Origin of the sequence: Paraburkholderia sp. EG287B (assembly GCF_040965595.1) — a bacterium.
Classification (GTDB): Bacteria; Pseudomonadota; Gammaproteobacteria; order Burkholderiales; family Burkholderiaceae; genus Paraburkholderia.
Genome location: NZ_JBFRCG010000010.1, coordinates 296,305 through 321,288 on the forward strand (window position 1 = coordinate 296,305; position 24,984 = coordinate 321,288).

Below are 24,984 nucleotides of genomic sequence, written 5' to 3' on the forward strand. Positions count from 1 at the left end.
AGGCGGCCGGCCGTGCTAGAACTGGTAATTGATCGAGACGTCGCAAACGCCGCCCGTCTTCGACTGGATGATCGGGCTGTGCGAGGCGCTGCCGAGCAGGCGCTTGATGGCGCCGTCCGCGCTCACGAACCAATGTTTGTTGACGAAGTACACCATCGTGATGCCGAAGCCGGCCGACTTGAGGCCCGCGTTCGCGTTGTACTGACGGTAACCCGATGCGGCCGCCTGCTGTGGCGTCACGCCAAACCAGCTCTGCATGTAGTTCGAGTCGGCGAACGTGACCGAGGGGCCGGCGAACCAGTAGAAGTTCTGGTTGCTGCCCGGCAGCGGCATATAGGCGCCGAGATCCGCGGTCCAGCCATTCGAACCGCCGAAACTGCGCGTGAAGGCGGTGCGGAACACGAGCGGAAAGTCCTTCGAAATCACGTACTCGCCGGCGATCTTCAATTCCGGCGCCGGGTTGATGTTGCCCATGCCGTGCAGGCGCGTCGGGTCGTCCTGGCCGCGCCGCCCGAGGTCGTAGGCCCCGGCAACGCTCACGCGCCAGTTCGGGCCCTGCAGAACGTTGACGCCGAAGCCTTCGCCCGTCGAGCCGAACAGGATGTCCTTGTAGCGCAGGTCGATGCTTGGCCCGACCAGCGTGTGATAGCGGTCCGAGCCGTCGTAGCGCGGTTCGAAGGTCGCGCCCACGCCGAGCCGCGCCTCGAAGTCGGGACGGTTCGGCTGAAACATCTTTTCGAGCGGAATGCCTGCGGAATATTGCCATTCGCCGAGCGGCGAGGGGGTCTGCGCCTCGGCGCGCGGGGCGAGCACGGCGAGGGCGCATGCCGCGGCGGCGAGCGACGCACGCTGCGTGACCCGCGAGCGGCGCGGCGCTGCTGGTTTTATTCTGCTTTTTCGTTGTTGCGCAGTGCGGATTGCGAGTGGCATGAAGCCTCCGGGTTTGCCTGGTCGGCCGCGACGTCGTTCGTTGAGTGCGACGCACTCACGATGGAACTCCGCGCGGCCGGGCTCGACTCGCAAACCTCGTGCCTGGCTTATCCATGACCGCGCGGCGTCCGCCCCGGCGGCTCGCGGTGCCCGCCGCACGCGATGGCCGTCAAACGCGCGAAACAAGCCTGGATAATCAGGAAGGCTAACTGAATTGCGGGGGCTTCGACGCACCATTCTGGAGCGCCGCCTTCACCCCGATTAAACCCTGGCGCCAATTTGCCGTTAGACAACCATGGACCTCGGCGATGCGGCCCCCCCTGTGTCGCGGAACCCGAAGCCCATGTTGCACCGTTCTCACAACGGTCACCAACTTGCGCCGGTCGTGGTCAGGCCGGCGCATCTCCTTTTTGCATCCCCGAACCCTTGCAACGAGCGGCAAAGCGGCGCCCGCTACGGCGTGGCCCAGATTTGCGCCGACGACGCGCGCGCCGGGTAACGCTGATACAGGTATCGCGACTACCACCATAACTCCCTGTTTTTTATCGCTTTTTTCAGGAAAGGCCCTGTGGCGAGCGGGTTTCGCGTGGCATAATCGATTCACACCGTATTGCCCCGCAGACAAACATTTCCCCGCACATCATGGCAAAGACGCTCTACGACAAATTGTGGGACACGCATGTGGTCCACACGGAAGACGATGGCACGACGATTCTCTACATCGACCGTCATCTGTTGCACGAAGTCACCAGTCCGCAGGCTTTCGAAGGCCTGAAGATGCACGAGCGCCCGGTGTGGCGCATCAGCGCGAACCTGGCCGTTTCCGACCACAACGTGCCGACCACCGACCGCAGCCACGGCATTGCCGACCCGGTCTCGAAGCTGCAGGTGGACACGCTCGATTCGAACTGCGATTCCTTCGGCATTACGCAGTTCAAGATGGCCGACCAGCGCCAGGGCATCGTGCACATCGTCGGTCCGGAACAGGGCGCGACGCTGCCCGGCATGACCATCGTCTGCGGCGACTCGCACACGTCCACGCACGGCGCGTTCGGTGCGCTCGCGCACGGCATCGGCACGTCTGAAGTCGAGCACGTGCTGGCCACGCAAACGCTCCTGCAAAAGAAGAGCAAGAACATGCTCGTGAAGGTCGAGGGCCAACTGCCGCGCGGCTGCACCGCGAAGGACATCGTGCTCGCCATCATCGGCAAGATCGGCACGGCGGGCGGCACGGGCTACGCCATGGAGTTCGGCGGCTCGATGATCCGCAGCCTCACGATGGAAGGCCGCATGACCGTGTGCAACATGGCGATCGAAGGCGGCGCGCGCGCCGGCATGGTCGCCGTGGACGACACCACGATCGAATACCTCAAGGGCCGTCCGTACTCGCCGCAAGGCGCGGAGTGGGATCAGGCCGTCGAATACTGGAAGAACTTCCGCACCGACGAAGGCGCGCACTTCGACCGCGTGGTCGAACTGAGCGCGGCCGACATCGTGCCGCAGGTCACGTGGGGCACGTCGCCGGAAATGGTCACGGCAGTCGACAGCCGCGTGCCGGACCCCGAGCGCGAGAAGGACCCGGTCAAGCGCGACGCGATGGAACGCGCGCTGCAGTACATGGCGCTCGAACCGAATACGCCGATCGAGTCGATCAAGCCGGACAAGATTTTCATCGGCTCGTGCACGAACGCGCGCATCGAAGACCTGCGCTCTGCCGCTTACGTCGTGAAGAAGCTCGGCCGCCGCGTGGCGCCGAACATCCGCCTCGCGATGGTCGTGCCGGGCTCGGGTCTCGTGAAGGCGCAAGCCGAGCGCGAAGGCCTCGACAAGGTGTTCACCGAAGCCGGTTTCGAATGGCGCGAGCCGGGCTGCTCGATGTGTCTCGCGATGAACGCCGACCGGCTGGAGCCGGGCGAGCGTTGCGCGTCGACCTCGAACCGCAACTTCGAAGGCCGCCAGGGCGCGGGCGGTCGCACGCACCTCGTGAGCCCGGCCATGGCAGCCGCCGCGGCAATCGAAGGCCATTTCGTCGACATTCGCAAGCTGGGCTGAGCTGAGGCTACACGGATCATGGAAAAATTCATCGTACACACCGGCGTCGTGGCGCCGCTCGATCGCGAGAATGTCGATACCGACGCGATCATTCCCAAGCAGTTCCTCAAGTCGATCAAGCGCACCGGCTTCGGCCCGAATGCCTTCGACGAATGGCGTTACCTCGACCACGGCGAGCCGGGCCAGGACAACTCGAAGCGCCCGCTGAACCCGGACTTCGTGCTGAACCAGCCGCGTTATCAGGGCGCCTCTGTGCTGCTCACGCGCAAGAACTTCGGCTGCGGCAGCTCGCGCGAGCACGCGCCGTGGGCGCTCGACCAGTACGGCTTCCGCGCGATCATCGCGCCGAGCTTCGCCGACATCTTCTATAACAACTGCTTCAAGAACGGCCTGCTGCCGATCGTGCTTTCCGAATCGGATGTGGATCACCTGTTCAACGAGACGTACGCGTTCAACGGCTTCCAGCTCACGGTCGATCTGGACAAGCAGGTCGTGCGCACGACGGACGGCTCGAAGGAATATCCGTTCGAAGTGGCCGCGTTCCGCCGCTACTGCCTGCTGAACGGCTTCGACGATATCGGCCTCACGCTGCGTCACGCCGACAAGATCCGCCAGTACGAAGCCGAGCGCCTCGCGCGCCAGCCGTGGCTGAACAACCGCGTGCTCTGATCAACGCAGAACAAAATACAGCGAGGAAACAAGGATGAAGATTGCAGTGCTGCCGGGCGACGGCATCGGTCCCGAGATCGTCAAGGAAGCCGTGAAGGTGCTCAACGCACTCGGCGAAAAGTTCGAGCTGGAAGAGGCGCCGGTTGGCGGCGCGGGCTACGAGGCTAGCGGCCATCCGCTGCCCGAGGCAACGCTCGCACTGGCCAGGTCGGCCGACGCGATCCTGTTCGGCGCCGTGGGCGACTGGAAGTACGACAAGCTCGAGCGCGCGCTGCGTCCCGAGCAGGCCATTCTCGGCCTGCGCAAGCATCTGGAACTGTTCGCGAACTTCCGCCCGGCGATCTGCTATCCGCAGCTCACGGGGGCCTCGTCGCTGAAGCCGGAAATCGTTTCGGGCCTCGACATCCTGATCGTGCGCGAACTGAACGGCGACATCTACTTCGGCCAGCCGCGCGGTACGCGCGAAGCGCCGGACGGCAACTTCAAGGGCGCGCGCGAAGGCTTCGACACGATGCGCTATGCGGAGCCCGAAGTGCGCCGCATCGCTCACGTGGCGTTCCAGGCCGCGCAAAAGCGCCAGAAGAAGCTCACGTCTGTCGACAAGGCCAACGTGCTCGAAACGTCGCAGTTCTGGAAGGACATCATGATCGATGTCTCGAAGGAATATCCGGACGTCGAGCTGTCGCACATGTATGTCGACAACGCGGCCATGCAGCTCGTGAAGGCGCCGAAGGCGTTCGACGTGGTGGTGACCGGCAACATGTTCGGCGACATTCTCTCGGACGAAGCCGCGATGCTCACGGGCTCGATCGGCATGCTGCCCTCGGCCTCGCTCGACAAGAACAACAAGGGTCTGTACGAGCCGTCGCACGGTTCGGCGCCGGACATCGCGGGCAAGGGCATTGCCAACCCGCTCGCCACGATCCTCTCGGCGGCCATGATGCTGCGCTACTCGCTGGGCCGCCCGGAACAGGCGGACCGCATCGAGAGCGCGGTGAAGAAGGTGCTGGAACAAGGCTATCGCACTGCCGACATCGTCACGCCGGACTGCAAGCAGGTCGGCACGGTGGCAATGGGCGATGCGGTGATCGCAGCGTTGTAAAGTCGCAAGAAGGGCATGCCGTTTCAGGCGTGCCCTTTTTTGTATCGCGCGCCAGAACGGGCGTCCAAATAGCGGAAAGTATGGTTTTTTCCGCGCAAATTAACTGTTTCGTGTATATTGCTTCGATGGCGAAGATCTCCCAGATCACGACTGTTACGAACATCCACGGCATGAAAGCCCGTGCGATTTCGCTCGCCATCACCACGAAAACGACGATTATCAAAACGATCACCATTCGTTGATCGCTCGTCGTGCCCGCTCATCTTCCCCGCGCGGCCACGCCGGGCGAGCGAAGCGGGGAAGTGTCCATCTCAAGGGTTAGTCATGAACGTAGGTCTCGTAGGTTGGCGCGGCATGGTCGGCAGCGTGCTGATGCAGCGCATGCAGGAAGAACGTGATTTCGACCTGATCGAACCGGTGTTTTTCAGCACCAGCAACGCAGGCGGCGCAGCTCCGTCGTTCGCCAAAAACGAGACGAAGCTCAAGGACGCGAACAGCGTCGACGAGCTCAAGAAGTGCGACATCATCATCACTGCCCAAGGCGGCGACTACACCAACGAGGTGTATCCGAAGCTGCGCGCGGCAGGCTGGAACGGCTACTGGATCGACGCGGCCTCGGCGCTGCGCATGAAGGACGACGCCGTCATCATCCTCGACCCGGTCAACCTCGACGTCATCAAGGACGCGCTGGTCAAGGGTCAGAAGGACTTCGTCGGCGGCAACTGCACGGTCAGCCTCATGCTGATGGCGCTGGGCGGCCTGTTCCGCGAGAACCTCGTCGACTGGATGACGGCCATGACCTACCAGGCCGCTTCGGGCGCGGGCGCGCAGAACATGCGCGAACTGCTTTCGCAGATGGGCGCGCTCAACGCATCGGTCGCGAGCGACCTGGCGAATCCGTCGTCGGCGATCCTCGACATCGACCGCAAGGTGCTCGCCACGATGAACAGCGACGCCATGCCGACCGAACACTTCGGCGTGCCGCTCGCGGGCTCGCTGATTCCGTGGATCGACAAGGATCTCGGCAACGGCATGTCGAAGGAAGAATGGAAGGGCGGCGCGGAAACCAACAAGATTCTCGGCAAGCCGGCCATGGGCCAGCCGGGCTCGATTCCGGTCGACGGCCTGTGTGTGCGTATCGGCGCGATGCGCTGCCACTCGCAGGCGCTCACGATCAAACTGAAGAAGGACGTGCCGCTCGACGAGATCGACAGCATCCTCGCTTCGGCCAACGACTGGGTCAAGGTCGTGCCGAACCAGCGCGAGGCTTCGATGCGCGATCTGTCGCCGGCCGTGGTCACGGGCACGCTGTCGGTGCCGGTGGGCCGTCTGCGCAAGCTGGCGATGGGCGGCGAGTATCTGTCGGCCTTCACGGTGGGCGACCAGCTGCTGTGGGGCGCGGCTGAACCGCTGCGTCGCATGTTGCGCATTCTGCTCGACAAGTGAATGAATTAAACTACGCGGCTAATGACGCGTAGACAGGGTGAAAAGCGCCGCGCCAGTCGCGGCGCTTTTTTTATTGCATGCTTTTTATTGCATGCATCGATGCAATCGCCCCGAAGCACACACCTATTTGATCGACAGCCGCAAGAGCGGTATGCCAGGGCAACTGATGATCGTTCGATTTGATTCTGTTTCCGCCGCGCCTCGCGCGAAGCGCGCCCAAGGGCGGCGCGCCATCCGCGCCACCGTGGCGGCGGCGAGTTTGCTGTTCTGCGGCCTCGCTGCTGCGCAGGGTGGCGCGAGTGCGGCGCAAAGCGCTGCAGGTGCCAGCGCTCCCAGTGCTGCATCGTCCGCCGCGGCGGCGGTGAGCGTCGCGGGGCAATACACCGTTCATCCCGGCCAGTCGTTGCACGACGTGGCCGTCGACCTGACGCAGACGCACGACAAGGCCGCGCTCGCACGCATGAGCCAGGCGCTGTTCGATGCGAACCCCAATGCGTTCATCAAACAGGATCCCAGCCGCATGCGCGTGGGGGCGAACCTGAACGTGCCGGCGACGCCGGACGTTTCGAGTGCGGCGCAGGGCATGACGGCGGCATCGGGTGGGGCTGCAGCTTCGGCTGCCGCCAGCGCGGCCGCCACGGCGGCGACCGCGTCTGCCAGCACACCGGCCGCCGCTTCGAGCGGCGCTGCCGAGGTTGTGGCGGCTGCATCGTCGGCGGCTGCTGCCGCAACGGCTGGCGCGAGTTCGGCAAGTGCTGCCGCGACGACTGCGGGGGCTGCCTCGGCAGTCGCAGCGAGCGGCCCCGAAGCGGCCGCGCAAGGCGCTTCTGGTGCCGCTGCCGTGGGCGCCAGCGCCGCGGCGCCGGCGTCGGCGGCCAGCGACTCGCACGTATGGAGCGGTGCGGTCCAGCAGGCCCCGGCCAGCAGCGCATCGGCACAAGGCGGGAAAGCGCCCGTGACGGTCTCGAGCCTGCAGCAGCTCCTCGCCTTGAAGAACCGCGTGCTGATGGCGTTGCAGCAGCACGGCATCGGCAAGCCGGCGCAGACGGCCGGCGGCGCGTCCGCGGGTGCGCCTGCTGCGCAAGGCGGGGCGCCGGTGCAGAACGGCGCGGCGAACGCCGGGCCGGCTGGCGGTCAACCGGAAGTCTCGCCGATCGCCATGGGTGCCGTTGCGGCGGTCGTCGTGGTGCTGCTCGCGTTGTTCGTGCGCCTGCTCACGCGCAAGCGCAAGAAACCGGCTGAGCAGGCGCCTGAGGCCTCGCCGGAAGCGCACGAGCCGGCGCCGTCCGGATCGGCTGCTGCTGCCGTGGCCGCCGCGCCTGTGGCCGAGGAGCCGCCGGTACTGCACGAGCCGATTTCGCGCGCCGCGGATGAACCGGGTGTGAACGAAGTCGCGCCTGTGGAGGAGTCGGAGTTTGTGCCGCCGGTTGCGCCGGTAGAACCCGCAGCGGACGAAGTCGCGATCACGCCGGTGCCCACGCCGGCCGTCACTGCCGCGCCGCTCGAACACGATGAAGCGCTGCCGCCCACACTGACCGACAAGTTGCACCCGGCCACCCCGCAAGAGCCTTCGGTTGCGCAGGAAGCTCCCGCAGCACACGAACTGCCGCACGGCGTCGAGCCGGGCGAACCGCAGACGCTTGCCGACGCGACCGACGCCGCCAGCCACGCCGCAGCGGCGGAACTGGGCGCGGATGCGCTGCCGCCCGACAGTCTCGGCGCGCCGCGCGCAGCCGAAGACGCCGAAGCGCTGGCGCGCACGCTGGAAGAACCGGCGCACGCCGAAAAGCCCGCTACGCCCGATCTCGCGCTCGACTTCGGCGACGGCGCACCGCAAGCCGAGCAGGCGCCGCAGGCCGAACCGCCCGTCGCAACGCCGCCCATCACGGAAGCCTTCGAGCGCCCGCCGGCACCGCTTACCGCACCCGAAATTCCGTCAGTACCCGCAGTCACCGCAGAAGACATGAGCTACGCCGAAGTTCCGATCGCGTTCCCGCAAGATGCAGTAGCAGCGCTGGGCGGCCTCGACCTGCCTCTGCCGCCGCGCATCGGGGAGCCGGTCATGCCCGCGGCGCCGCTTTCGACCGAGCCGGCCGCCACGCCCGAGGCGTCGGCGCGTCTCGCGTCGCCGTTCTTCGAGCCGCCTCCGCCGCTGGCGGGCCAGGCCATCGAGGCGGGTACGGCGGGCGCAGGTGCGCTCGCGGGCCTCGGCGCGCCGCGCTTTGGCGCGCTCACGCTCGACTTCGACCTGAACCTGCCGCCCGATTCGGCCGAGCCGCTGCCGGTCTTCACGCCCGAGCAGCTCGCGCGCATCGCGCGCAACAAGCTCGACCTCGCGCACGAATACATCGCGCTGGGCGACGTGTCCGGCGCCCGCTCGCTGATCAACGAAGTGATCGAGTCGAACGACCCCGCCACGCGCAGCGACGCGCAGGCGCTGCTGTCGACGCTCGCGCCGCTTTCGTGACGCTGCTGCAAGCCGTATGCGTATCGCGCTAGGAATCCAGTACGACGGCGCCGCCTTCTGCGGCTGGCAGTCGCAGCCGCACGGCAAGACGGTGCAGGACGTGCTCGAGCGCGCACTGCGCGAGTTCGCCACCGTGCCGCTGTCCACCATCGTCGCGGGCCGCACCGACACGGGCGTGCACGGACTCGGCCAGGTGGTGCACTTCGACACCGACCTCGACCGCACGCCGTTTTCGTGGGTGCGCGGCACCAACGCGTTCCTGCCCTCCACAGTGGCCGTGCAGTGGGCGAAGCCGATGCCCGAGACGTTCCACGCGCGCTTCGCGGCGTTCGAGCGCACCTACTACTACGTGCTCTACGTGAATCCCGTGCGCTCGCCGATGCTGGCGGCCCGCGCGGGCTGGATCCACACGCCGCTCGACGTCGATGCCATGCGCGAGGCGGCGGCGCACCTCATCGGCGAGCACGATTTTTCGTCGTTTCGCTCGTCGGAGTGCCAGGCGAAGACGCCCGTGAAGCATCTGTACCAGATCGACATCCGGCCGCAGGGCGACTTCATCCACTTCCGTTTTCGCGCCAACGCGTTCCTGCACCACATGGTGCGCAACCTCATGGGTTGCCTCGTGGCCGTGGGGCGGGGGCGCTATCCGTCCGCGTGGATGGCCGAGGTGCTGGCGGGCCGCGACCGCACCGTGGCCGCGCCGACCTTCATGCCCGACGGCCTCTATCTCGCCCAGGTAGGCTATCCTGATGCGTTCGCGGTACCCGCTCCGCATACCGCGAGCGTGCCGTGGAGCGCGATCTGGAGCGACGCGCCCGAAGGCCGTGCCTGAAGCGGCCCGCACCGCGAATCGCGCCAGCATATACGTTGCGATTGAATCATCGAGACCAACCCCGCATCCAGAACCATGACGTCAGCCGAGCCACTCGCCCCCGCGCACCGCACCCGCATCAAGCTGTGCGGACTTTCGACGCCCGAGGCGGTTGCGCACGCCATCGACCTGGGCGCCGACGCCGTCGGTTTGGTGTTCTATCCGCCCAGCCCGCGTTCGGTGAGCGTGGCGCAGGCGGTCGAGCTCACGCACGACCTGCCGCCGTTCGTCTCGGTCGTCGGTCTCTTCGTGAACGCCACGCCGCAATGGATGAGCGAAGTGGCGAGCAATGTCTCGCTCACCATGCTGCAATTCCACGGCGACGAAACGCCCGAGCAGTGCGAGTCGCTGGCTTCCGTTGCCGGTTTGCCCTGGTTGCGCGCGCTGCGAGTGGCGGCCGATACTCAGCAGGCCGATTTGATAGAATCGGCTAATCGTTATTCATCAGCCAGCGGCCTGTTGTTCGACACCCATGTCGAAGGTTACGGCGGCGGCGGAAAGGTCTTCGATTGGTCACTTATTCCCGCAGGGCTCGCGCGTCGGGCCGTTTTGAGTGGTGGCTTGAACGCGCAAAACGTCAGTGATGCGATTCGCCAGGTGCGTCCGTTCGCTGTCGATGTCTCCAGTGGCATCGAAGTGCCGGGCGCAAAGGGCGTGAAGGATCACGCCCGCATGGCGGCGTTCGTACGCGCAGTGCGCGAAGCGGACGCGGGATGAATCCGGGGCGGATGCCCCTTTGGCCGGCACGGCCCGCGCAACGCGGGTCCTTCCAAGCCCGGCCGAGCGAGTGACCTATGTACAATTTGCCAGATGAACGCGGCCATTTCGGCCCTTATGGCGGCGTATTCGCTGCCGAAACCCTCATGCAGGCGATCGACGAGCTGCGCGACGCCTACACGAAATACAAAGACGATCCCGGCTTCCGCGCTGAATATGAGCGCGAGTTGAAGCATTTTGTCGGCCGGCCGTCGCCGATTTATCACGCACAGCGGTGGAGCGAGCTGCTGGGCGGCGCGCAGATCTATCTCAAGCGTGAAGACCTGAATCACACCGGCGCACACAAGGTGAACAACGTGATCGGCCAGGCGCTGCTCGCCAAGCGCATGGGCAAGCCGCGCGTGATCGCCGAAACCGGTGCGGGCCAGCACGGCGTGGCGACGGCAACGATCGCGGCGCGTTTCGGCATGGAGTGCGTGGTCTACATGGGCGCCGAGGACGTGCGCCGCCAGGCTGCCAACGTCTACCGCATGAAGCTGCTGGGCGCGACCGTGGTGCCGGTCGAGTCGGGCTCGCGCACGCTCAAGGACGCGCTCAACGAAGCCATGCGCGACTGGGTCACCAACGTCGAAAACACCTTCTACATCATCGGCACCGTGGCGGGCCCGCACCCGTACCCGATGATGGTGCGCGACTTCCAGCGCGTGATCGGCGACGAATGCCGCGTGCAGATGCCTGAAATGACGGGCCGCCAGCCCAACTCCGTGATCGCCTGCGTGGGCGGCGGATCGAACGCGATGGGGATCTTTTACCCGTATATCGACGACACTTCGGTGCAGTTGATCGGCGTCGAGCCTGCCGGCGACGGCATGGACACGGGCCGTCACGCCGCCTCGCTCGCGGCGGGCACCGTGGGCGTGCTGCACGGCAACCGCACGTACCTGCTGCAGGACGAGAACGGGCAGATCATCGAGACGCATTCGGTTTCGGCGGGCCTCGACTATCCGGGCGTCGGTCCCGAGCACGCGTGGCTCAAGGACAGCGGCCGTGCGCAGTACGTCACGATCGACGACGAGGAAGCGCTCAAGGGCTTCCACGACTGCTGCCGCATCGAAGGCATCATTCCCGCGCTCGAATCGAGCCACGCGCTCGCGTACGCGGCGAAGCTCGCACCGACGTTGCCGAAGGAGAAAATCCTGCTGGTGAACCTGTCGGGCCGCGGCGACAAGGACATGCACACGGTCGCTGAGCGATCGGGCATCCAGTTCTGAGCGCCCGGAGCGATACAAGCGATGCGTGACGAGTTCGACGAGCCGCAGATGCCGGCGCCCGTGGGTGAGGTGAACGCCGAAGCGGCTGCTTTGGAGGCCGCGGAGGCGGTCGCCAACGCCGCCGAGTTACCCGCACTCGCCACGGTGCCGGAAACCATCCGGCTCCTGAACCGCGATTTTCTGACCGATGCAGCCAACCTGCCCGATGCCTCGATCGACCTGATCGTCGCCGACCCGCCCTACGGGCTCGGCAAGGACTACGGCAACGACTCCGACATGCGCTCGGGCGAGGACTTCCTCGCCTGGACGTATGAATGGCTCGACCTGGCGATTCCGAAGCTCAAGCCCACGGGCTCGCTCTACGTGTTCTGCACGTGGCAGTACGCGCCTGAGATCTTCGTCTATCTCAAGTCGAAACTCACGATGATCAACGAGATCGTCTGGGATCGTCGCGTACCCAGCATGGGTGGCACGACGCGCCGCTTTACCTCGGTGCACGACAACATCGGTTTCTTCGCGGTCTCGAAGAATTACTACTTCGACCTCGATCCTGTCCGCATCCCGTACGATGCCGCCACCAAGAAGGCGCGTTCGCGGAAAATATTCGAAGGTAGCAGGTGGCTGGAGCTCGGCTACAACCCCAAGGACGTCTGGTCCGTCTCGCGGCTGCATCGCCAGCACGCGGAGCGCGTGGATCATCCCACCCAGAAGCCCCTGGAAATCGTCGAGCGCATGGTGCTCGCGAGCTGCCCGCCGGGCGGCCGCGTGCTGGACCCGTTCATGGGCAGCGGCACCACGGCAGTGGCTTGCGCACGTCAGCAACGCGAATTCGTCGGCTATGAAATTAACGAAAGTTACTGCGCGATCGCGCGCGAACGCGTCAGCGCGGCCGCCGCAAGCGCCGTTGCGGCCGGCGCCTGATGCGCCGCCGCCGGACCCACGCGCAGTAACGCCTGAAAATTGAGGACCCTGAAATGTCCCGTATCAAGACCACGTTCGAGGCGCTCGCCGCCCAAGGCCGCAAAGGCCTGATCCCGTTCATGACGGCCGGCGACCCCGATCCCGCGCGCACCGTCGAGTTCATGCACGCGCTGGCCGCCGGCGGCGCCGATGTCATCGAGCTGGGCGTGCCGTTTTCCGACCCGATGGCCGACGGCCCCGTGATCCAGCAGTCGTCCGAACGCGCGCTCGAGAAGGGCGTGACGCTCAAGAGCGTGCTCGCCGACGTGAAGTGCTTTCGCGAAACCGACGACAAGACGCCCGTCGTGCTGATGGGCTACGCGAACCCCATCGAGCGCATGGGCGCCGATGCGTTCGCGCAGGCCGCGAAGGAAGCGGGCGTGGACGGCGTGCTCGTGGTGGACTATCCGCCCGAGGAGTCGGTCGAGTTCGCGGCGAAGATGAAGGCCGCCGACATCGATCCGATCTTCCTGCTCGCGCCGACGTCGACCGATGAGCGCATCGCCGAAGTGGGGCGCGCTGCGAGCGGCTATGTTTACTACGTCTCGCTCAAGGGCGTGACGGGCGCCGCGAATCTGGACGTTTCGAGCATCGCGGGTAAAATCCCGGCGATCAAGAAGCATGTCTCGCTGCCCGTGGGTGTGGGCTTCGGCATTCGCGACGCGCAAACGGCCGCTGCCGTCGCGCAGGTTTCGGACGCCGTCGTGATCGGCAGCCGCATCGTTCAGCTGCTCGAACAGGCCGCGCCGGAGACAGCCGCCGACACGCTCACGCAGTTCATCACGGGCATTCGCGCGGCGCTGGACGAAGTCTCCGTCGCGTAGCGCTGCAGGCTGGCGTAGTTGGCTAGAGTCGAGACTGCTGTAAAATCCACTTTTCGCCATGCGCGGTCGGGGTCGAACCCGGTCTGGCTAGACCCGGTCGGTTTTACCGATCGGACGATGAAACGATCCGCCGCGCCCGCGCATCACGAAGGTCAAGGAAGGAACATCAATGAGCTGGCTCGATAAACTGCTGCCGCCCAAGATCAAGCAAACCGATCCGAAAAGCCGCAAGAGCATTCCGGAAGGGTTGTGGATCAAGTGCCCGTCGTGCGAAGCGGTTCTGTACCGCAACGACGTCGAGGCGAATCTCCACGTCTGCCCGAAGTGCGATCACCACATGCGCATCAATGCGCGCGAGCGTCTTGACGGCCTGCTCGATCCGGAAGGCCGCTACGAGATCGGCCAGGAGATCGTGCCGGTCGACGCGCTCAAGTTCAAGGACAGCCGCAAGTACCCGGACCGCCTGAAAGAGGCGATGGACGAAACCGGCGAAACCGACGCGATGGTGGTGATGGGCGGTGCGATCCGCACGCTGCCCGTGGTGGTGGCCTGCTTCGAGTTCTCGTTCATGGGCGGCTCGATGGGCTCGGTGGTGGGCGAGCGCTTCGCGCGCGGCGCGCAGAACGCGCTCGAGCAGCAAGTGCCGTTCATCTGCTTCACGGCATCGGGCGGCGCGCGCATGCAGGAAAGCCTGCTGTCGCTCATGCAGATGGCCAAGACCACGGCCATGCTGACCAAGCTGGCCGAGGCCAAACTGCCGTTCATCTCCGTGCTGACCGACCCGACGATGGGGGGCGTTTCGGCGAGCTTCGCGTTCCTTGGCGACGTGGTGATCGCCGAGCCGAAGGCGCTGATCGGCTTTGCCGGCCCGCGCGTGATCGAGCAGACCGTGCGCGAAAAGCTGCCGGAAGGCTTCCAGCGCGCCGAATTCCTGCTGCAGAAGGGCGCGATCGACATGATCGTGGACCGCCGCAAGCTGCGCGACGAAATCGCGCAAATGCTGGCGCTGCTGCAGCGTCAGCCCGCCGACGCGGTGGCTTGATCCTTGTTTTGAGCGATCTGCGGCGCTGCGTGCGCTGCAAGCCGCAACGCTATACCCGACGCGCCGCGAGCGAAAGCAAGCGGCGCGTTGTCATTTCCGCGATAATGCCGTTCTTTCGAAGCGGATCATTCGTGTGAACCCGCCGCCGTTGGCGGCGTCTCACGCGCAGCACCTGGCAATTTCTATCCTGATGAGTACCTTTCCCACCCTCGACGCGTGGCTCACGCACCTCGAAACTGCGCATCCGGTCGGCATCGACATGGGGCTGGACCGCATCCGTCAGGTGAAGGACGCGCTGGACCTCAAGTTTGACTGCCCGATCATCACGGTGGGCGGCACGAACGGGAAGGGCTCGACCTGCGCGATTCTCGAAACGATCCTGCTCAAGGCGGGCTATCACGTGGGCTGCCACACCTCGCCGCATCTGCTCGAGTTCAACGAGCGCGCGCGCGTGGATGGCCAGCAGGCCGGCGACGCCGAGCTGCTGCCGCACTTCGAGGCCGTGGAAGCCGCGCGCAATTCGCTCGCCAAGCCCGTTACGCTCACGTACTTCGAGTTCACGACGCTCGCGATCATGCATCTGTTCGCCTCGCGCGGGCTCGACGCCGTGATCTTCGAGGTGGGTCTGGGCGGGCGTCTCGACGCCGTCAACGTGCTCGACACCGACTGCGCGATCATCACGAGCATCGACCTCGATCACACCGAATACCTCGGCGACACGCGCGAGAAGATCGCGTACGAGAAGGCCGGCATCTTCCGTGCGGGCAAGCCCGCGATCTGCGCCGACCCGATGGCGCCGCAGTCGCTCATCGACCATGCTGAGGCGATCGGCGCCGAACTGTGGCTCTTCGGCCGCGATTTCCGCTACGAAGGGCAGCCCGGCAACGAACGCCAGCAGTGGAGCTACGTGGGCCCGACGATGCGGCGCTCGGCGCTCGCCTATCCGGCGCTGCGCGGCGCCAACCAGCTGATCAACACCTCGGCGGCGCTCGCGGGCCTCGAGTCGCTGCGCGACCGCCTGCCGGTATCCGCGCAGGACATCCGCCTCGGCCTCGCCAACGTCGAACTGCCGGGGCGCTTCCAGGTGCTGCCGGGCAAGCCTTCGATCATTCTCGACGTCGGCCACAACCCGCACGCGGCGGCCGTGCTCGCGCAAAACCTCGGCAGCATGGGCTATTTCCCATACACCTACGCGGTGTTCGGCGCGATGCGCGACAAGGACATCGCGGGCGTGATCGAGCACCTGAAGGGCGAGATCGACTACTGGTGCGTGACCGATCTGCCGCTGCCGCGCGCGGCCACGGCCGGGCAGCTCGAAGAAGTGCTGCGCGAAGCGGGCGTGACGGACGGCGCCGATAGCAGCGTCACGCGCTACGAAAATCCCGCGGCCGCCTTCCAAGATGCGCTAAAACGTGCAACCGAAAATGATAGAATTCTTGTTTTCGGAAGTTTCCTGACGGTTGCCGGGGTCATGGCCTGGCGAAAGTCGCAGCAACACTGACCGCCCGGCACCCGCACGCCGCCCACGTAAGACAGGCCAGGTAGGCCAACAGCAAGCCATACATGGGAATTTTCTCGTTCGGCAAGAAAGATGAAGCTGACGCGCCCCGCCGGCGCGGCACCGAGTCCGGCTCCAGCCGGCGCAGCAATCAGAGCGCGCGCGTGGAGCGGCGCAGCCGCCGGCCGGACCGGTCGGGCGACGCCGAGGCGATGCTGCTCGACCCCACACTCCCTGAAAAGCAACGCGCGCGCCGCCGTCTCGTCGGCGCGATCGCGCTGGTGCTCGCGGCCATCGTGATCCTGCCGATGGTGCTCGATTCGCACCCGAAGCCCGTCACCGACGATATCGCCATCGACATTCCGAGCCGGCCGGCCGACAAGGCCGCCGCGCGCCAGCGCGACGCCGAAGACACGCAAGCCGGCGTCGCTCCCGACAATCCCGCAGCCGCCGAAGCGACGCCTGGCGCGTCGGGTCTCGCGGCCGCTTCGGGCGCCGCGGCCGCGCAGAGCGCCCAAAGCACGGACAACACGCCGGCAACGGCTGCCAAAAAGCCCGCCCAGGCGGCAGCCGCTCCCGCCCAGTCGACGCAAACCGCCCAGACGCCAAAGCCCGCTGCCAAACCGGCCGCGCCGGCCAGCACGGCCGTTGCCGCGAGCAGCAAGCCGACGACCGCCGCAAACGACACGGCTGACAGCAGCGACAGCAACGGCGCGAAAACCGAATCCGGCAAGCCGGCAGCGCCTCCGGGCGCGCGTTTCGCGGTGCAGCTCGGCGCGTTCTCGAACGGCACGACGGCGAACAATTGGGTAACGAAGTTGAAAGCGGCGGGTGTACCCGCATATACCGAACAGCGTAAGGAAGCAGACGGCACGATGCGCACGCTGCTGCGCGCGGGCCCGTTCCCGGACCGCGCCTCGGCCACGGCGGCGATCGCCAAGGTGCGCGGCGCCGGCCTGATGGCGGGCTCGAACGCCAACGCGGAATAAGCCGTCGATGTTCACCGCATTCGACTACGCTGTAATGGCGGTGATGGGCCTGTCGGCGCTGCGCGGCGCATGGCGGGGCTTGATCGGCGAGATTTTTGGATTGATCGGCTGGATCGCGGCGTTGCTCGTGGCCTGCCGCTACGTGGACCACGTGGTGCCCTGGATTCCGGCGAACTGGCCGGGCGGGGCGCTCACCCAGTGGCTGATCGCCTTCGCGCTGATCGTCATTGCCGTGGTGCTCGTGGCCGGCGTGGGCAACGCACTGATCGGCCGTCTGGTGCAGGTGAGCGGATTGTCCGGCGTGGACCGTTCGCTCGGGATGATGTTCGGCCTCGTGCGAGGCGTCGTGCTGGTGCTGATCCTCGTCGTCCTCGGCGGGCTGACTGAGCTGCCCCAGCAGGACTTCTGGCGCCACGCGCTGCTGCGGCCCTATGCCGTGCAGGGCGTGCTCGAACTGAAACCGTTGTTGCCCGAGGCGCTCGCGGCCTACGTTCACGTCTGATCAGAAACTGATCGGACGCGATGCGAGGCGCAGCTTTCCGGCAACACTGCCCATTTGCGGCGCTCGACCGGTGTGGATGAAGCTGGGCGACCCGCGACCGATTTCGCTTTTTTGAAGGACCTGCCATGTGCGGCATCGTAGGCGTAGTTTCCCGCTCTCCCGTCAACCAGCTCCTCTATGACGCGCTGCTGCTGCTGCAGCACCGCGGTCAGGACGCGGCCGGCATTGCCACCGCGAACGGCAGCACGTTCCACATGCACAAGGCCAACGGCATGGTGCGCGACGTGTTCCGCACGCGCAACATGCGCAGCCTCCCCGGCACCAGCGGCATCGGCCAGGTGCGCTACCCGACGGCCGGCTCGGCGTCGAGCGAAGAAGAAGCCCAGCCGTTCTACGTGAACGCGCCGTTCGGCATCGTCCTCGCCCACAACGGCAATCTCACGAACTGGCAACAGCTCAAGGAAGAGATGTTCCGCGTGGATCGCCGCCACATCAACACGCATTCCGACACCGAAGTGCTGCTCAACGTGCTCGCGCACGAAGTGCAGCTCGCGACCTCGGGCCTCGAGCTCGACCCGGCCGCGCTCTTCAAGGCGGTTGCGGGCGTGCACCGCCGCCTGCGTGGCTCGTACGCGATCGTCTCGCTGATCTCCGGCTACGGCCTGCTCGCGTTCCGCGACCCGTTCGGCATTCGCCCGCTGTGCATCGGCAAGATGGAAACGCCGGAAGGCACCGAGTGGATGGTCGCATCGGAATCGGTGGCGCTCGAAGGCATCGGTTTCGAGTTCGTGCGCGACGTTCGCCCGGGCGAAGCGGTGTTCATCGACTTCGACGGCAACTTCCACTCGCAGCAATGCGCCACGGCGCCGACGCTCAACCCCTGCATCTTCGAACTCGTGTATCTCGCGCGTCCGGACTCGGTGCTCGACGGCGTGCCGGTGTACAACGCGCGTCTGCGCATGGGCGACTATCTCGCCGAGAAGATCAAGCGCGAGCTGCCCGACGTGAAGATCGACGTGGTCATGCCGATTCCCGATTCGTCGCGCCCCGCGGCCATGCAGGTCGCGAACAAGCTCGGCGTGGAGTATCGCGAAGGCTTCTTCAAGAACCGCTACGTGGGCCGCACCTTCATCATGCCGGGCCAGGCCATGCGCAAGAAGTCGGTGCGCCAGAAGCTCAACGCCATGGGCATCGAGTTCAAGGGCAAGAACGTGCTGATCATCGACGACTCGATCGTGCGCGGCACCACCTCGCAGGAAATCGTGCAGATGGCGCGCGACGCCGGCGCGACCAAGGTGATTTTCGCCTCGGCGGCGCCGCCCGTGAAGTACCCGAACGTCTACGGCATCGACATGCCCACGCGAGGCGAGCTCGTCGCGCATGGCCGCACCGACGACGAAGTGGCGCGCATCATCGGCGCGGACTACCTCGTGTATCAGGACGTGGAATCGCTCAAGCAGGCAGTGCGCGACATCAATCCGGAGTTGAAGGAGTTCGAGGCTTCGTGCTTCGATGGCGACTACATCACCGGCGACATCACGAGCACCTACCTCGACAACATCGAGACGGCGCGCCTCGCGCCCCAGGCGCAGTCGGACCGCGACGCCGCCAGCGATGCGATGGACGGCGGCTCCCGCTCGCAGTTGCACCTGCAGCTCTCGGTGGAGTGACCCCTTCGGCAAGCGCGAGCGTGAGGCTCGCGTTCCCGCCGAATCCGAAAGCCCGCTTTCTGCCGACGCAAAAGCGGGCTTTTTTGCGCCTGCGCGTGCAGGATTGAAGCCTGATTGTTCAGCACACGGAGAACACGAACATGGACGACACCTTCAACTTCGACACGCTGGCCGTTCGCTCCGGCACGCTGCGCAGCGAGTTCAACGAACATTCGGAAGCGCTCTACCTCACGTCGAGCTTCTGTTTCGGCAGCGCCGCCGAAGCCGCCGAGCGCTTCAAGAACGCCGAAACCGCCTATACGTACGCGCGCTTCTCGAATCCGACCGTCACCATGTTCCAGGAGCGCCTCGCCACGCTCGAAGGCGGCGAGGCGTGCATGGCGACGGCTTCGGGCATGGCCGCGATCATGTCGGTGGTGATGGCCGCGCTGCAGGCGGGCGACCACATCGTCAGCTCGCAGAGCATTTTCGGCTCGACGCTCGCCATGTTCTCGCAGATCTTCAGCAAGTTCGGCATCGCGACCACCTTCGTCGATCCGACCGATCTCGCCGCGTGGCGGAACGCCGTGCGCCCCGAAACGAAGATGTTTTTCCTCGAAACGCCGTCGAACCCGCTCACCGAAGTTGCCGACATCGAAGCCGTGAGCAAGATCGCCAAAGCGGCGGGCGCGCTCTTCGTGGTCGACAACTGCTTCTGCAGCCCGGCGTTGCAGCAGCCACTCAAGTTCGGCGCGGACGTGGTGATGCATTCGGCCACCAAGTTCCTCGACGGCCAGGGCCGTGTGCTGGGCGGCGCGCTCGTCGGCTCGAAGGCGTTCATCATGGAGAAGGTGTTTCCGTTCGTGCGCACCGCGGGCCCGACGCTATCCGCGTTCAACGCGTGGGTGCTGCTCAAGGGCATGGAAACGCTTACGCTGCGCGTGGAGAAGCAGTCGGCCAACGCGCTCGACATCGCGCGCTGGCTGGAGACGCATCCGGCCATCGAGCGCGTTTTCTATCCGGGCCTCGAGTCGCATCCGCAGCATGCGCTCGCCATGCGGCAGCAGAAGCTGGGCGGCGCGATCGTCTCGTTCGAGGTGAAGGGCGACACGCCGGAGCAGCAGCGCGCGAATGCCTGGCGCGTGATCGACGGCACGAAGATCTGTTCGATCACCGGCAATCTCGGCGATACGCGCACGACCATCACGCACCCGGCCACGACGACGCACGGCCGTATCACGCCTGAAGCGCGTGCGGCGGCCGGCATCACCGAAGGGCTGATCCGCCTCGCCGTCGGCCTCGAAAACGCGCAGGACGTGCGCAACGATCTCGCGCGCGGACTCGATGCGGCGCAGTAAACGGTTTTAAGCAGCGGTTGTATCATCGTGGGTCGGGCGCTGCCCGGCCCATTTCCTTTTTCTTTTCCCGTGAGCTCGCCATGCCCATCGTTCGTGCGTTGTTCGTCTATCCCGTGAAGTCGTGCGGCGCGATCGCGCTCGACGATGCGCAGCTCGGCCTCAAGGGCATCGAGTGGGACCGCCACTGGATGGTCGCCGACGAGAACGGCCGGCTCGTCACGCAGCGCCAGTACGCCGCCATGGCGCGCATCGTGCCCACCTTCGTCGAAGACGGCGTGCGCCTCACCATGGAAGGCATGAGCGCAGCGCTCCATCTGCCGTTCGCGCCGCGCGGCGGCGAAGCGCGCGTGCCGGCCTCGGTCTGGGACGACGATTTCGAGGCGCTCGACGAAGGCGATCACGCGGCGCAGTGGTTCACGCAGGCGATAGGCGCGCCGGTGCGCCTGCTACGCTTCGCGCACGACGTGACGCGTCTCGCGAGCAAGAAGTGGACGAACGGCGAAGACGCGCCCACGCAATTCGCCGACGGCTTTCCGATTCTCGTAACGAGCGAGGCGTCGCTCGCGGAACTCAACGCGCGCCTCGCGGCGAAGGGCGCGCCGCCCGTGCCGATGGCGCGCTTTCGTCCGAACATCGTCGTCGGCGGCATTGACGACGCATTCGAGGAAGACTTCATCGACACGCTCGCCATCGAATCGGCAACGGGCGGCGAGGAGATCGTGCTGCGTTTCGTGAAGCCCTGCGCGCGCTGCCCGATCACGACGATCGATCAGCTATCGGGCGAGCGCGACGCGCAATGGCCCACCGAACCGCTCGACACGCTGGCCGTATTTCGCGCCGATCCGCGCGTGGACGGCGGCCTCACGTTCGGCCAGAACGCGATGGTCGTGACGGGCGCGGGCAAGCACGTGACGGTGGGCGCACGCGCCGCATGGGAATACCGCTTCGACGAATGAGGCGCGGCTGCGCGCTCAGTGTGACGGCAGCGCGCGCCACTGGCCGGGCGCGAGCCCGAAGCGGCGCGTGAACGCGTGTGTGAACGCGCTCTGGTCGCCGAAGCCCACTTCGAGCGCGATATCGGTGAGCGAGGCGCGCGGGTCGGCGAGCAGCGTGAGCGCCGTGTCGAGCCGTAGCCGCTGCAGGTAGCGATGCGGCGTCTCGCCGAACGCCTCGATAAAAAGCTGATGAAAGCGCCGCATGCCGAAGCCGCAGTGCGCGGCGAGATCGGCAATGCGCAGCGGCTGCGCGAGATGAGCGCGCAGCCAACGGTCGATGCGTGCGAAGTCCAGCCCGGCAGCCGCGCTGAACTGGGCGCTGGCTGCCACGCCGGTTTGTGCGATGAAGGCCGCGCACAGGCGCGCCGAGGCGTCCCAGTGAAAGCGGCGCGCGCGCAGGTCGGCGCCGTCGCGCGGCGGCGCGGCCGCGGCGGCGCGCTGCGCGATCTGGCTCACGAGCTGCGTGAGCGCGGGGTCGAGGCGCACGGCGCGCGCGGTGTCGAACAACCGTTCGGGCACCGCGAGCGTGGCCGCGGGCAGGTCGAGCACGAGCTGGCGGTTATCGCCAATACCCATGTAGTCGTGCCGCGCGCCCGCCGGAATGAGCCACGCGGAACCACTGTCGATGCGCTCGCCCCGGCCGTTCACGGTCATCTCCATCTCGCCGTCGAGCCCGAGCACGATCTGGTGAAAATCGTGCAGATCGGTTGCCTCGATCGCGCCGTAGCGGCGCAGTTCGACGCCGGGCGCGGTGACGGGAGTGTGGTGATGCGGATTCATGATGACCGGTTGCGATTGCAATTAAGGCGAGCGCCGTGACGCGTCAAGCGGGCGTCAGACGTCGAGCAGCTCGACTTCGAACACGAGCGTCGCGTTCGGCGGAATCACGCCGCCTGCGCCGCGCACGCCGTAGCCCAGTTGCGGCGGAATCGTCAGCTTGCGCACGCCGCCTACCTTCATGCCCTGCACGCCTTCGTCCCAGCCCTTGATGACCATGCCGCCGCCCAGCACGAAGGCGAACGGGTCGTTGCGGTCCTTGCTCGAATCGAACTTCTGGCCGTCCGTCAGCCAGCCGGTGTAGTGCACGCTGACGGTCTGGCCGGCCTTGGCTTCGGCGCCGGTGCCTTCGGTCAGGTCCTCGTACTTGAGGCCGGATTCGGTGGTCACGATAGACATGAAAAACTCCTGATTCGGATAGGTTGGACCCGTTATTGTAGGCGCTTTGCCGGGCCGGGCGGGCAGCGCCTTGTCGGGCACGCCGGTTGCTCGCTAGCCGCTGCCTATAATGGGGGACCGCTCGCCCGGCTTGTGGCGAAATACGAGGAATCTGATGTCGACTTCGCAAAACCGTACCGAGCGCACGGCGCGCTTGTGCGCCGAGGCAGCGCTGTTCATGCGCGACCATGTGCTCTCGCGCGTCTCGCATGATCTGCGCAGTCCGCTCAATGCAATCCATAGCTGGGCTTACGTGCTCGAACGCAAGATCGACAACGCCGACGCCTCCGCGCAACGTGCGCTGGGCGGCATTCGCACGGGCGTGGAGCAGCAGGTTCGGCTGCTCGAAACGCTCGTCGATACCACGCGCGCCGAGACGCGCAAGCTGCGCATCGAGCGCGCGCCGTTCGCCGTCGCGGCACTGATCGGCGAGGCCGTGGACGACGCCCGCGCCGCACTCGGCGATGCGCGCGGCGTGACGTTCGCCGTGCACGATTCGACAGGCGCGGCGACGCTCGACGGCGACCGCGAACGCATTGCGCAGGCGCTGTGGCTGATGCTGGTGTTCGCGGCGGAAACGAGTGCTCAGGGAGCCAGCGTGACGCTCGCGGCGAGCGCGAGCGCCACTGCCGCCCAACTGGAAGTGCAATGGCGCGCCACGCGTGCAGCGCTCACCGACGGCGCGCTGGCGCACGTGCTGGAACCGTTCGCGCGTGCCCAGGCGAGCGAGCAGCAGGAAGCGGGGCGCTACGCATGGGTGCTGGCGCTGTGCCACCGCGTGGCCGAGGCGCACGGCGGACGCTTCGAGGCGCCGGCGCTCGTGGGCGAGGACGAGGAGATGGTGCTGGTGCTGAATGTGCCGCTGAGCGGCGCGTGAGCGGGGTCGAGCCGGATTGCACGTGAACGGCTGCCGCGTGAGCGGCGGGCCGGATTGAGCCCGCCACACCTTTCATCCACCTTGCACCCTTATACTGAGCGCTTCGTCCCTCGGAGCCATGTGTCTTGATCCAGCTTCTCGCCCTCATCGGGGCGTTCCTGCTCGTTGCCCTCAACGGTTTCTTCGTCGCGGCCGAATTCGGCCTCGTCAAGCTGCGCGCCACGCGCGTGCAGGCCCTCGCGCACCAGCACGGCCTGCGCGGCCGCCTGCTCGCCAAGGTTCACGGCCAGCTCGATGCCTATCTTTCCGCGTGCCAGCTCGGCATCACGCTCGCTTCGCTCGGCCTCGGCTGGATCGGCGAGCCCGCTTTCGCGCAGTTGCTCGCGCCGGTGTTCGAACTGCTCGGCGTGCAATCGGCGGAGCTCGTGCACGCCATCTCGCTGGTGTTCGCGTTCACGGTCATTTCGTTCCTGCACATCGTGGTGGGCGAGCTTGCGCCGAAGTCGCTCGCCATCCGCCAGGCCGAGAAGATTTCGCTGTGGACGGCCATGCCGCTCTACGGCTTTTACTGGACCATGTATCCCGCGATCTGGGTGCTCAACACGAGCGCGAACGCGGTGCTGCGTCTCGCGGGCCTGTCGTCGGAGCACGGCCACGACACGCACTATTCGACCGACGAACTCAAGCTGATCCTGCGCAGCCGCCGCGCCGCCGCCCAGGCCGAGGCGCATGACGCGACGCACGAGCCGCGCGGCGCAAAGAGTGCAAACGGCGCGGTGCCGCTGCTCCCCGCACCCGCCGCGAACGCCTATAGCGCCGACGAATGGAACACGCTCGCCCATTCGCTCGACTTCTCGCGCCTCACGATTTCCGACCTCATGCGGCCGACGCACGAGATGGTGGGCCTGCGTCGCGACCTGTCGCTGCGCGAGAACATGCAGATCGTGGCGCGCCATCGTTTCAGCCGCTACCCGCTGTTCGAGGACGCCGCGGGCGAACGCGTGGCGGGCCTCATTCACCTGAAGGACCTGCTGCTCGCCCGCGAGGCGGGCAACGCCCTCAGCGATCTCGGCAAGTTCGTGCGCCCCGTGCAGTACGTGCGGCCCGACACGCCCGCGCTGGCACTGTTCCGCCGCTTTCGCAAAGGCGCGCCGCATTTCGCGCTGGTGGGCCACAAGAACGCCCGCCCGGTCGGCTTTCTCACGCTCGACAATCTGCTCGGCGCGCTCGTGGGCCAGATTCACGACGAGTTTCACCAGGCCGACACCGACTGGACGCGCATGGACGACGGCACGCTGATGGGCCGCGGCAGCCTGCCGGTGGTGTCGCTGGAGCAGGCGCTCGGCATCGATATCGACGAAGGGCGCGCGGAGTCGGTGGGCGGTCTCGTGATTCATGCGCTCAACGATCTGCCCACCGAAGGGCAGCGCGTGGAGTTCGACCGCTTCGATATCGTCGTGAAGAAAATGAAGGGGCCGCGCATCGTGCTCGTGCGCGTGTATCCGAAAGATCTCGAGGACGAGGGCGGCTGAGCGCGCCTCGCGTGCCGC

The 24,984-nt window shown here is 66.3% G+C and carries 22 protein-coding genes; 19 read left to right on the forward strand and 3 right to left on the reverse strand.

The window, feature by feature from the left end; translation table 11 throughout:
* Positions 1–15: 15 nt before the first annotated feature.
* Positions 16–930, reverse strand: a complete 915-nt coding sequence (locus tag AB4Y40_RS20230) for a MipA/OmpV family protein (protein WP_368689280.1) — start codon at positions 928–930, stop codon at positions 16–18.
* A gap of 642 nt (positions 931–1,572) precedes the next feature.
* Here AB4Y40_RS20230 and leuC point away from each other — a divergent pair.
* The 17 genes from leuC to AB4Y40_RS20315 all read left to right on the forward strand — a co-directional run bounded on the left by leuC (position 1,573) and on the right by AB4Y40_RS20315 (position 21,303).
* A complete protein-coding gene (leuC, locus tag AB4Y40_RS20235; protein ID WP_368689281.1) occupies positions 1,573–2,982 on the forward strand; it encodes a 3-isopropylmalate dehydratase large subunit in 1,410 nt (469 codons plus the stop codon).
* 18 nt (positions 2,983–3,000) lie between these two features.
* A complete protein-coding gene (gene leuD, locus AB4Y40_RS20240; RefSeq protein WP_158760568.1) occupies positions 3,001–3,651 on the forward strand; it encodes a 3-isopropylmalate dehydratase small subunit in 651 nt (216 codons plus the stop codon).
* 34 nt (positions 3,652–3,685) lie between these two features.
* A complete protein-coding gene (gene leuB / locus AB4Y40_RS20245) occupies positions 3,686–4,753 on the forward strand; it encodes a 3-isopropylmalate dehydrogenase (protein WP_368689282.1) in 1,068 nt (355 codons plus the stop codon).
* Positions 4,754–5,077: 324 nt separating this feature from the next.
* On the forward strand, positions 5,078–6,199 hold the full coding sequence (asd, locus tag AB4Y40_RS20250) for an aspartate-semialdehyde dehydrogenase (protein ID WP_368689283.1): 1,122 nt from the start codon (positions 5,078–5,080) through the stop codon (positions 6,197–6,199).
* A 166-nt stretch (positions 6,200–6,365) separates the two neighbouring features.
* Entirely contained in the window at positions 6,366–8,666 is a 2,301-nt protein-coding gene (locus AB4Y40_RS20255) for a FimV/HubP family polar landmark protein (RefSeq protein ID WP_368689284.1), read from the forward strand.
* Between the two features lie 16 nt (positions 8,667–8,682).
* Positions 8,683–9,498, forward strand: coding sequence for a tRNA pseudouridine(38-40) synthase TruA (truA, locus tag AB4Y40_RS20260; RefSeq protein WP_368689285.1), 816 nt, complete (start codon positions 8,683–8,685; stop codon positions 9,496–9,498).
* A gap of 75 nt (positions 9,499–9,573) precedes the next feature.
* Entirely contained in the window at positions 9,574–10,254 is a 681-nt protein-coding gene (locus tag AB4Y40_RS20265; RefSeq protein ID WP_368689286.1) for a phosphoribosylanthranilate isomerase, read from the forward strand.
* 77 nt (positions 10,255–10,331) lie between these two features.
* Positions 10,332–11,525 (forward strand): tryptophan synthase subunit beta, encoded by a 1,194-nt coding sequence (gene trpB, locus AB4Y40_RS20270; RefSeq protein ID WP_368689287.1) that lies wholly within the window; start codon positions 10,332–10,334, stop codon positions 11,523–11,525.
* Between the two features lie 21 nt (positions 11,526–11,546).
* The gene (locus AB4Y40_RS20275; protein WP_368689288.1) at positions 11,547–12,446 is read left to right on the forward strand and encodes a site-specific DNA-methyltransferase; all 900 of its coding nucleotides are present in this window, start codon (positions 11,547–11,549) and stop codon (positions 12,444–12,446) included.
* 53 nt (positions 12,447–12,499) lie between these two features.
* Positions 12,500–13,309, forward strand: coding sequence for a tryptophan synthase subunit alpha (trpA, locus tag AB4Y40_RS20280; RefSeq protein ID WP_368689289.1), 810 nt, complete (start codon positions 12,500–12,502; stop codon positions 13,307–13,309).
* 169 nt (positions 13,310–13,478) lie between these two features.
* A complete protein-coding gene (gene accD / locus AB4Y40_RS20285; protein ID WP_342918547.1) occupies positions 13,479–14,351 on the forward strand; it encodes an acetyl-CoA carboxylase, carboxyltransferase subunit beta in 873 nt (290 codons plus the stop codon).
* Positions 14,352–14,541: 190 nt separating this feature from the next.
* The gene (folC, locus tag AB4Y40_RS20290) at positions 14,542–15,852 is read left to right on the forward strand and encodes a bifunctional tetrahydrofolate synthase/dihydrofolate synthase (RefSeq protein ID WP_368689290.1); all 1,311 of its coding nucleotides are present in this window, start codon (positions 14,542–14,544) and stop codon (positions 15,850–15,852) included.
* A 62-nt stretch (positions 15,853–15,914) separates the two neighbouring features.
* Entirely contained in the window at positions 15,915–16,838 is a 924-nt protein-coding gene (locus AB4Y40_RS20295; RefSeq protein ID WP_368689291.1) for an SPOR domain-containing protein, read from the forward strand.
* A gap of 7 nt (positions 16,839–16,845) precedes the next feature.
* Complete coding sequence (locus tag AB4Y40_RS20300; protein WP_069261374.1) at positions 16,846–17,340, forward strand: CvpA family protein; 495 nt, start codon at positions 16,846–16,848, stop codon at positions 17,338–17,340.
* A 125-nt stretch (positions 17,341–17,465) separates the two neighbouring features.
* The gene (gene purF / locus AB4Y40_RS20305) at positions 17,466–19,010 is read left to right on the forward strand and encodes an amidophosphoribosyltransferase (RefSeq protein ID WP_342918550.1); all 1,545 of its coding nucleotides are present in this window, start codon (positions 17,466–17,468) and stop codon (positions 19,008–19,010) included.
* A 140-nt stretch (positions 19,011–19,150) separates the two neighbouring features.
* Positions 19,151–20,347 (forward strand): O-succinylhomoserine sulfhydrylase, encoded by a 1,197-nt coding sequence (locus AB4Y40_RS20310; protein WP_368689292.1) that lies wholly within the window; start codon positions 19,151–19,153, stop codon positions 20,345–20,347.
* 80 nt (positions 20,348–20,427) lie between these two features.
* Positions 20,428–21,303, forward strand: a complete 876-nt coding sequence (locus tag AB4Y40_RS20315) for an MOSC domain-containing protein (RefSeq protein WP_368689293.1) — start codon at positions 20,428–20,430, stop codon at positions 21,301–21,303.
* A gap of 15 nt (positions 21,304–21,318) precedes the next feature.
* Here AB4Y40_RS20315 and AB4Y40_RS20320 read toward each other — a convergent pair whose 3' ends face one another.
* Both AB4Y40_RS20320 and AB4Y40_RS20325 read right to left on the reverse strand, forming a co-directional pair.
* Positions 21,319–22,122, reverse strand: a complete 804-nt coding sequence (locus AB4Y40_RS20320; RefSeq protein WP_368689294.1) for a helix-turn-helix domain-containing protein — start codon at positions 22,120–22,122, stop codon at positions 21,319–21,321.
* 54 nt (positions 22,123–22,176) lie between these two features.
* On the reverse strand, positions 22,177–22,518 hold the full coding sequence (locus AB4Y40_RS20325; RefSeq protein WP_028202932.1) for an FKBP-type peptidyl-prolyl cis-trans isomerase: 342 nt from the start codon (positions 22,516–22,518) through the stop codon (positions 22,177–22,179).
* 154 nt (positions 22,519–22,672) lie between these two features.
* Here AB4Y40_RS20325 and AB4Y40_RS20330 point away from each other — a divergent pair, with 154 nt between their 5' ends.
* Together AB4Y40_RS20330 and AB4Y40_RS20335 are read left to right on the forward strand one after the other, a co-directional pair.
* On the forward strand, positions 22,673–23,434 hold the full coding sequence (locus tag AB4Y40_RS20330; protein ID WP_368689295.1) for a sensor histidine kinase: 762 nt from the start codon (positions 22,673–22,675) through the stop codon (positions 23,432–23,434).
* Between the two features lie 125 nt (positions 23,435–23,559).
* On the forward strand, positions 23,560–24,966 hold the full coding sequence (locus AB4Y40_RS20335) for a hemolysin family protein (RefSeq protein WP_368689296.1): 1,407 nt from the start codon (positions 23,560–23,562) through the stop codon (positions 24,964–24,966).
* Positions 24,967–24,984: the final 18 nt, after the last annotated feature.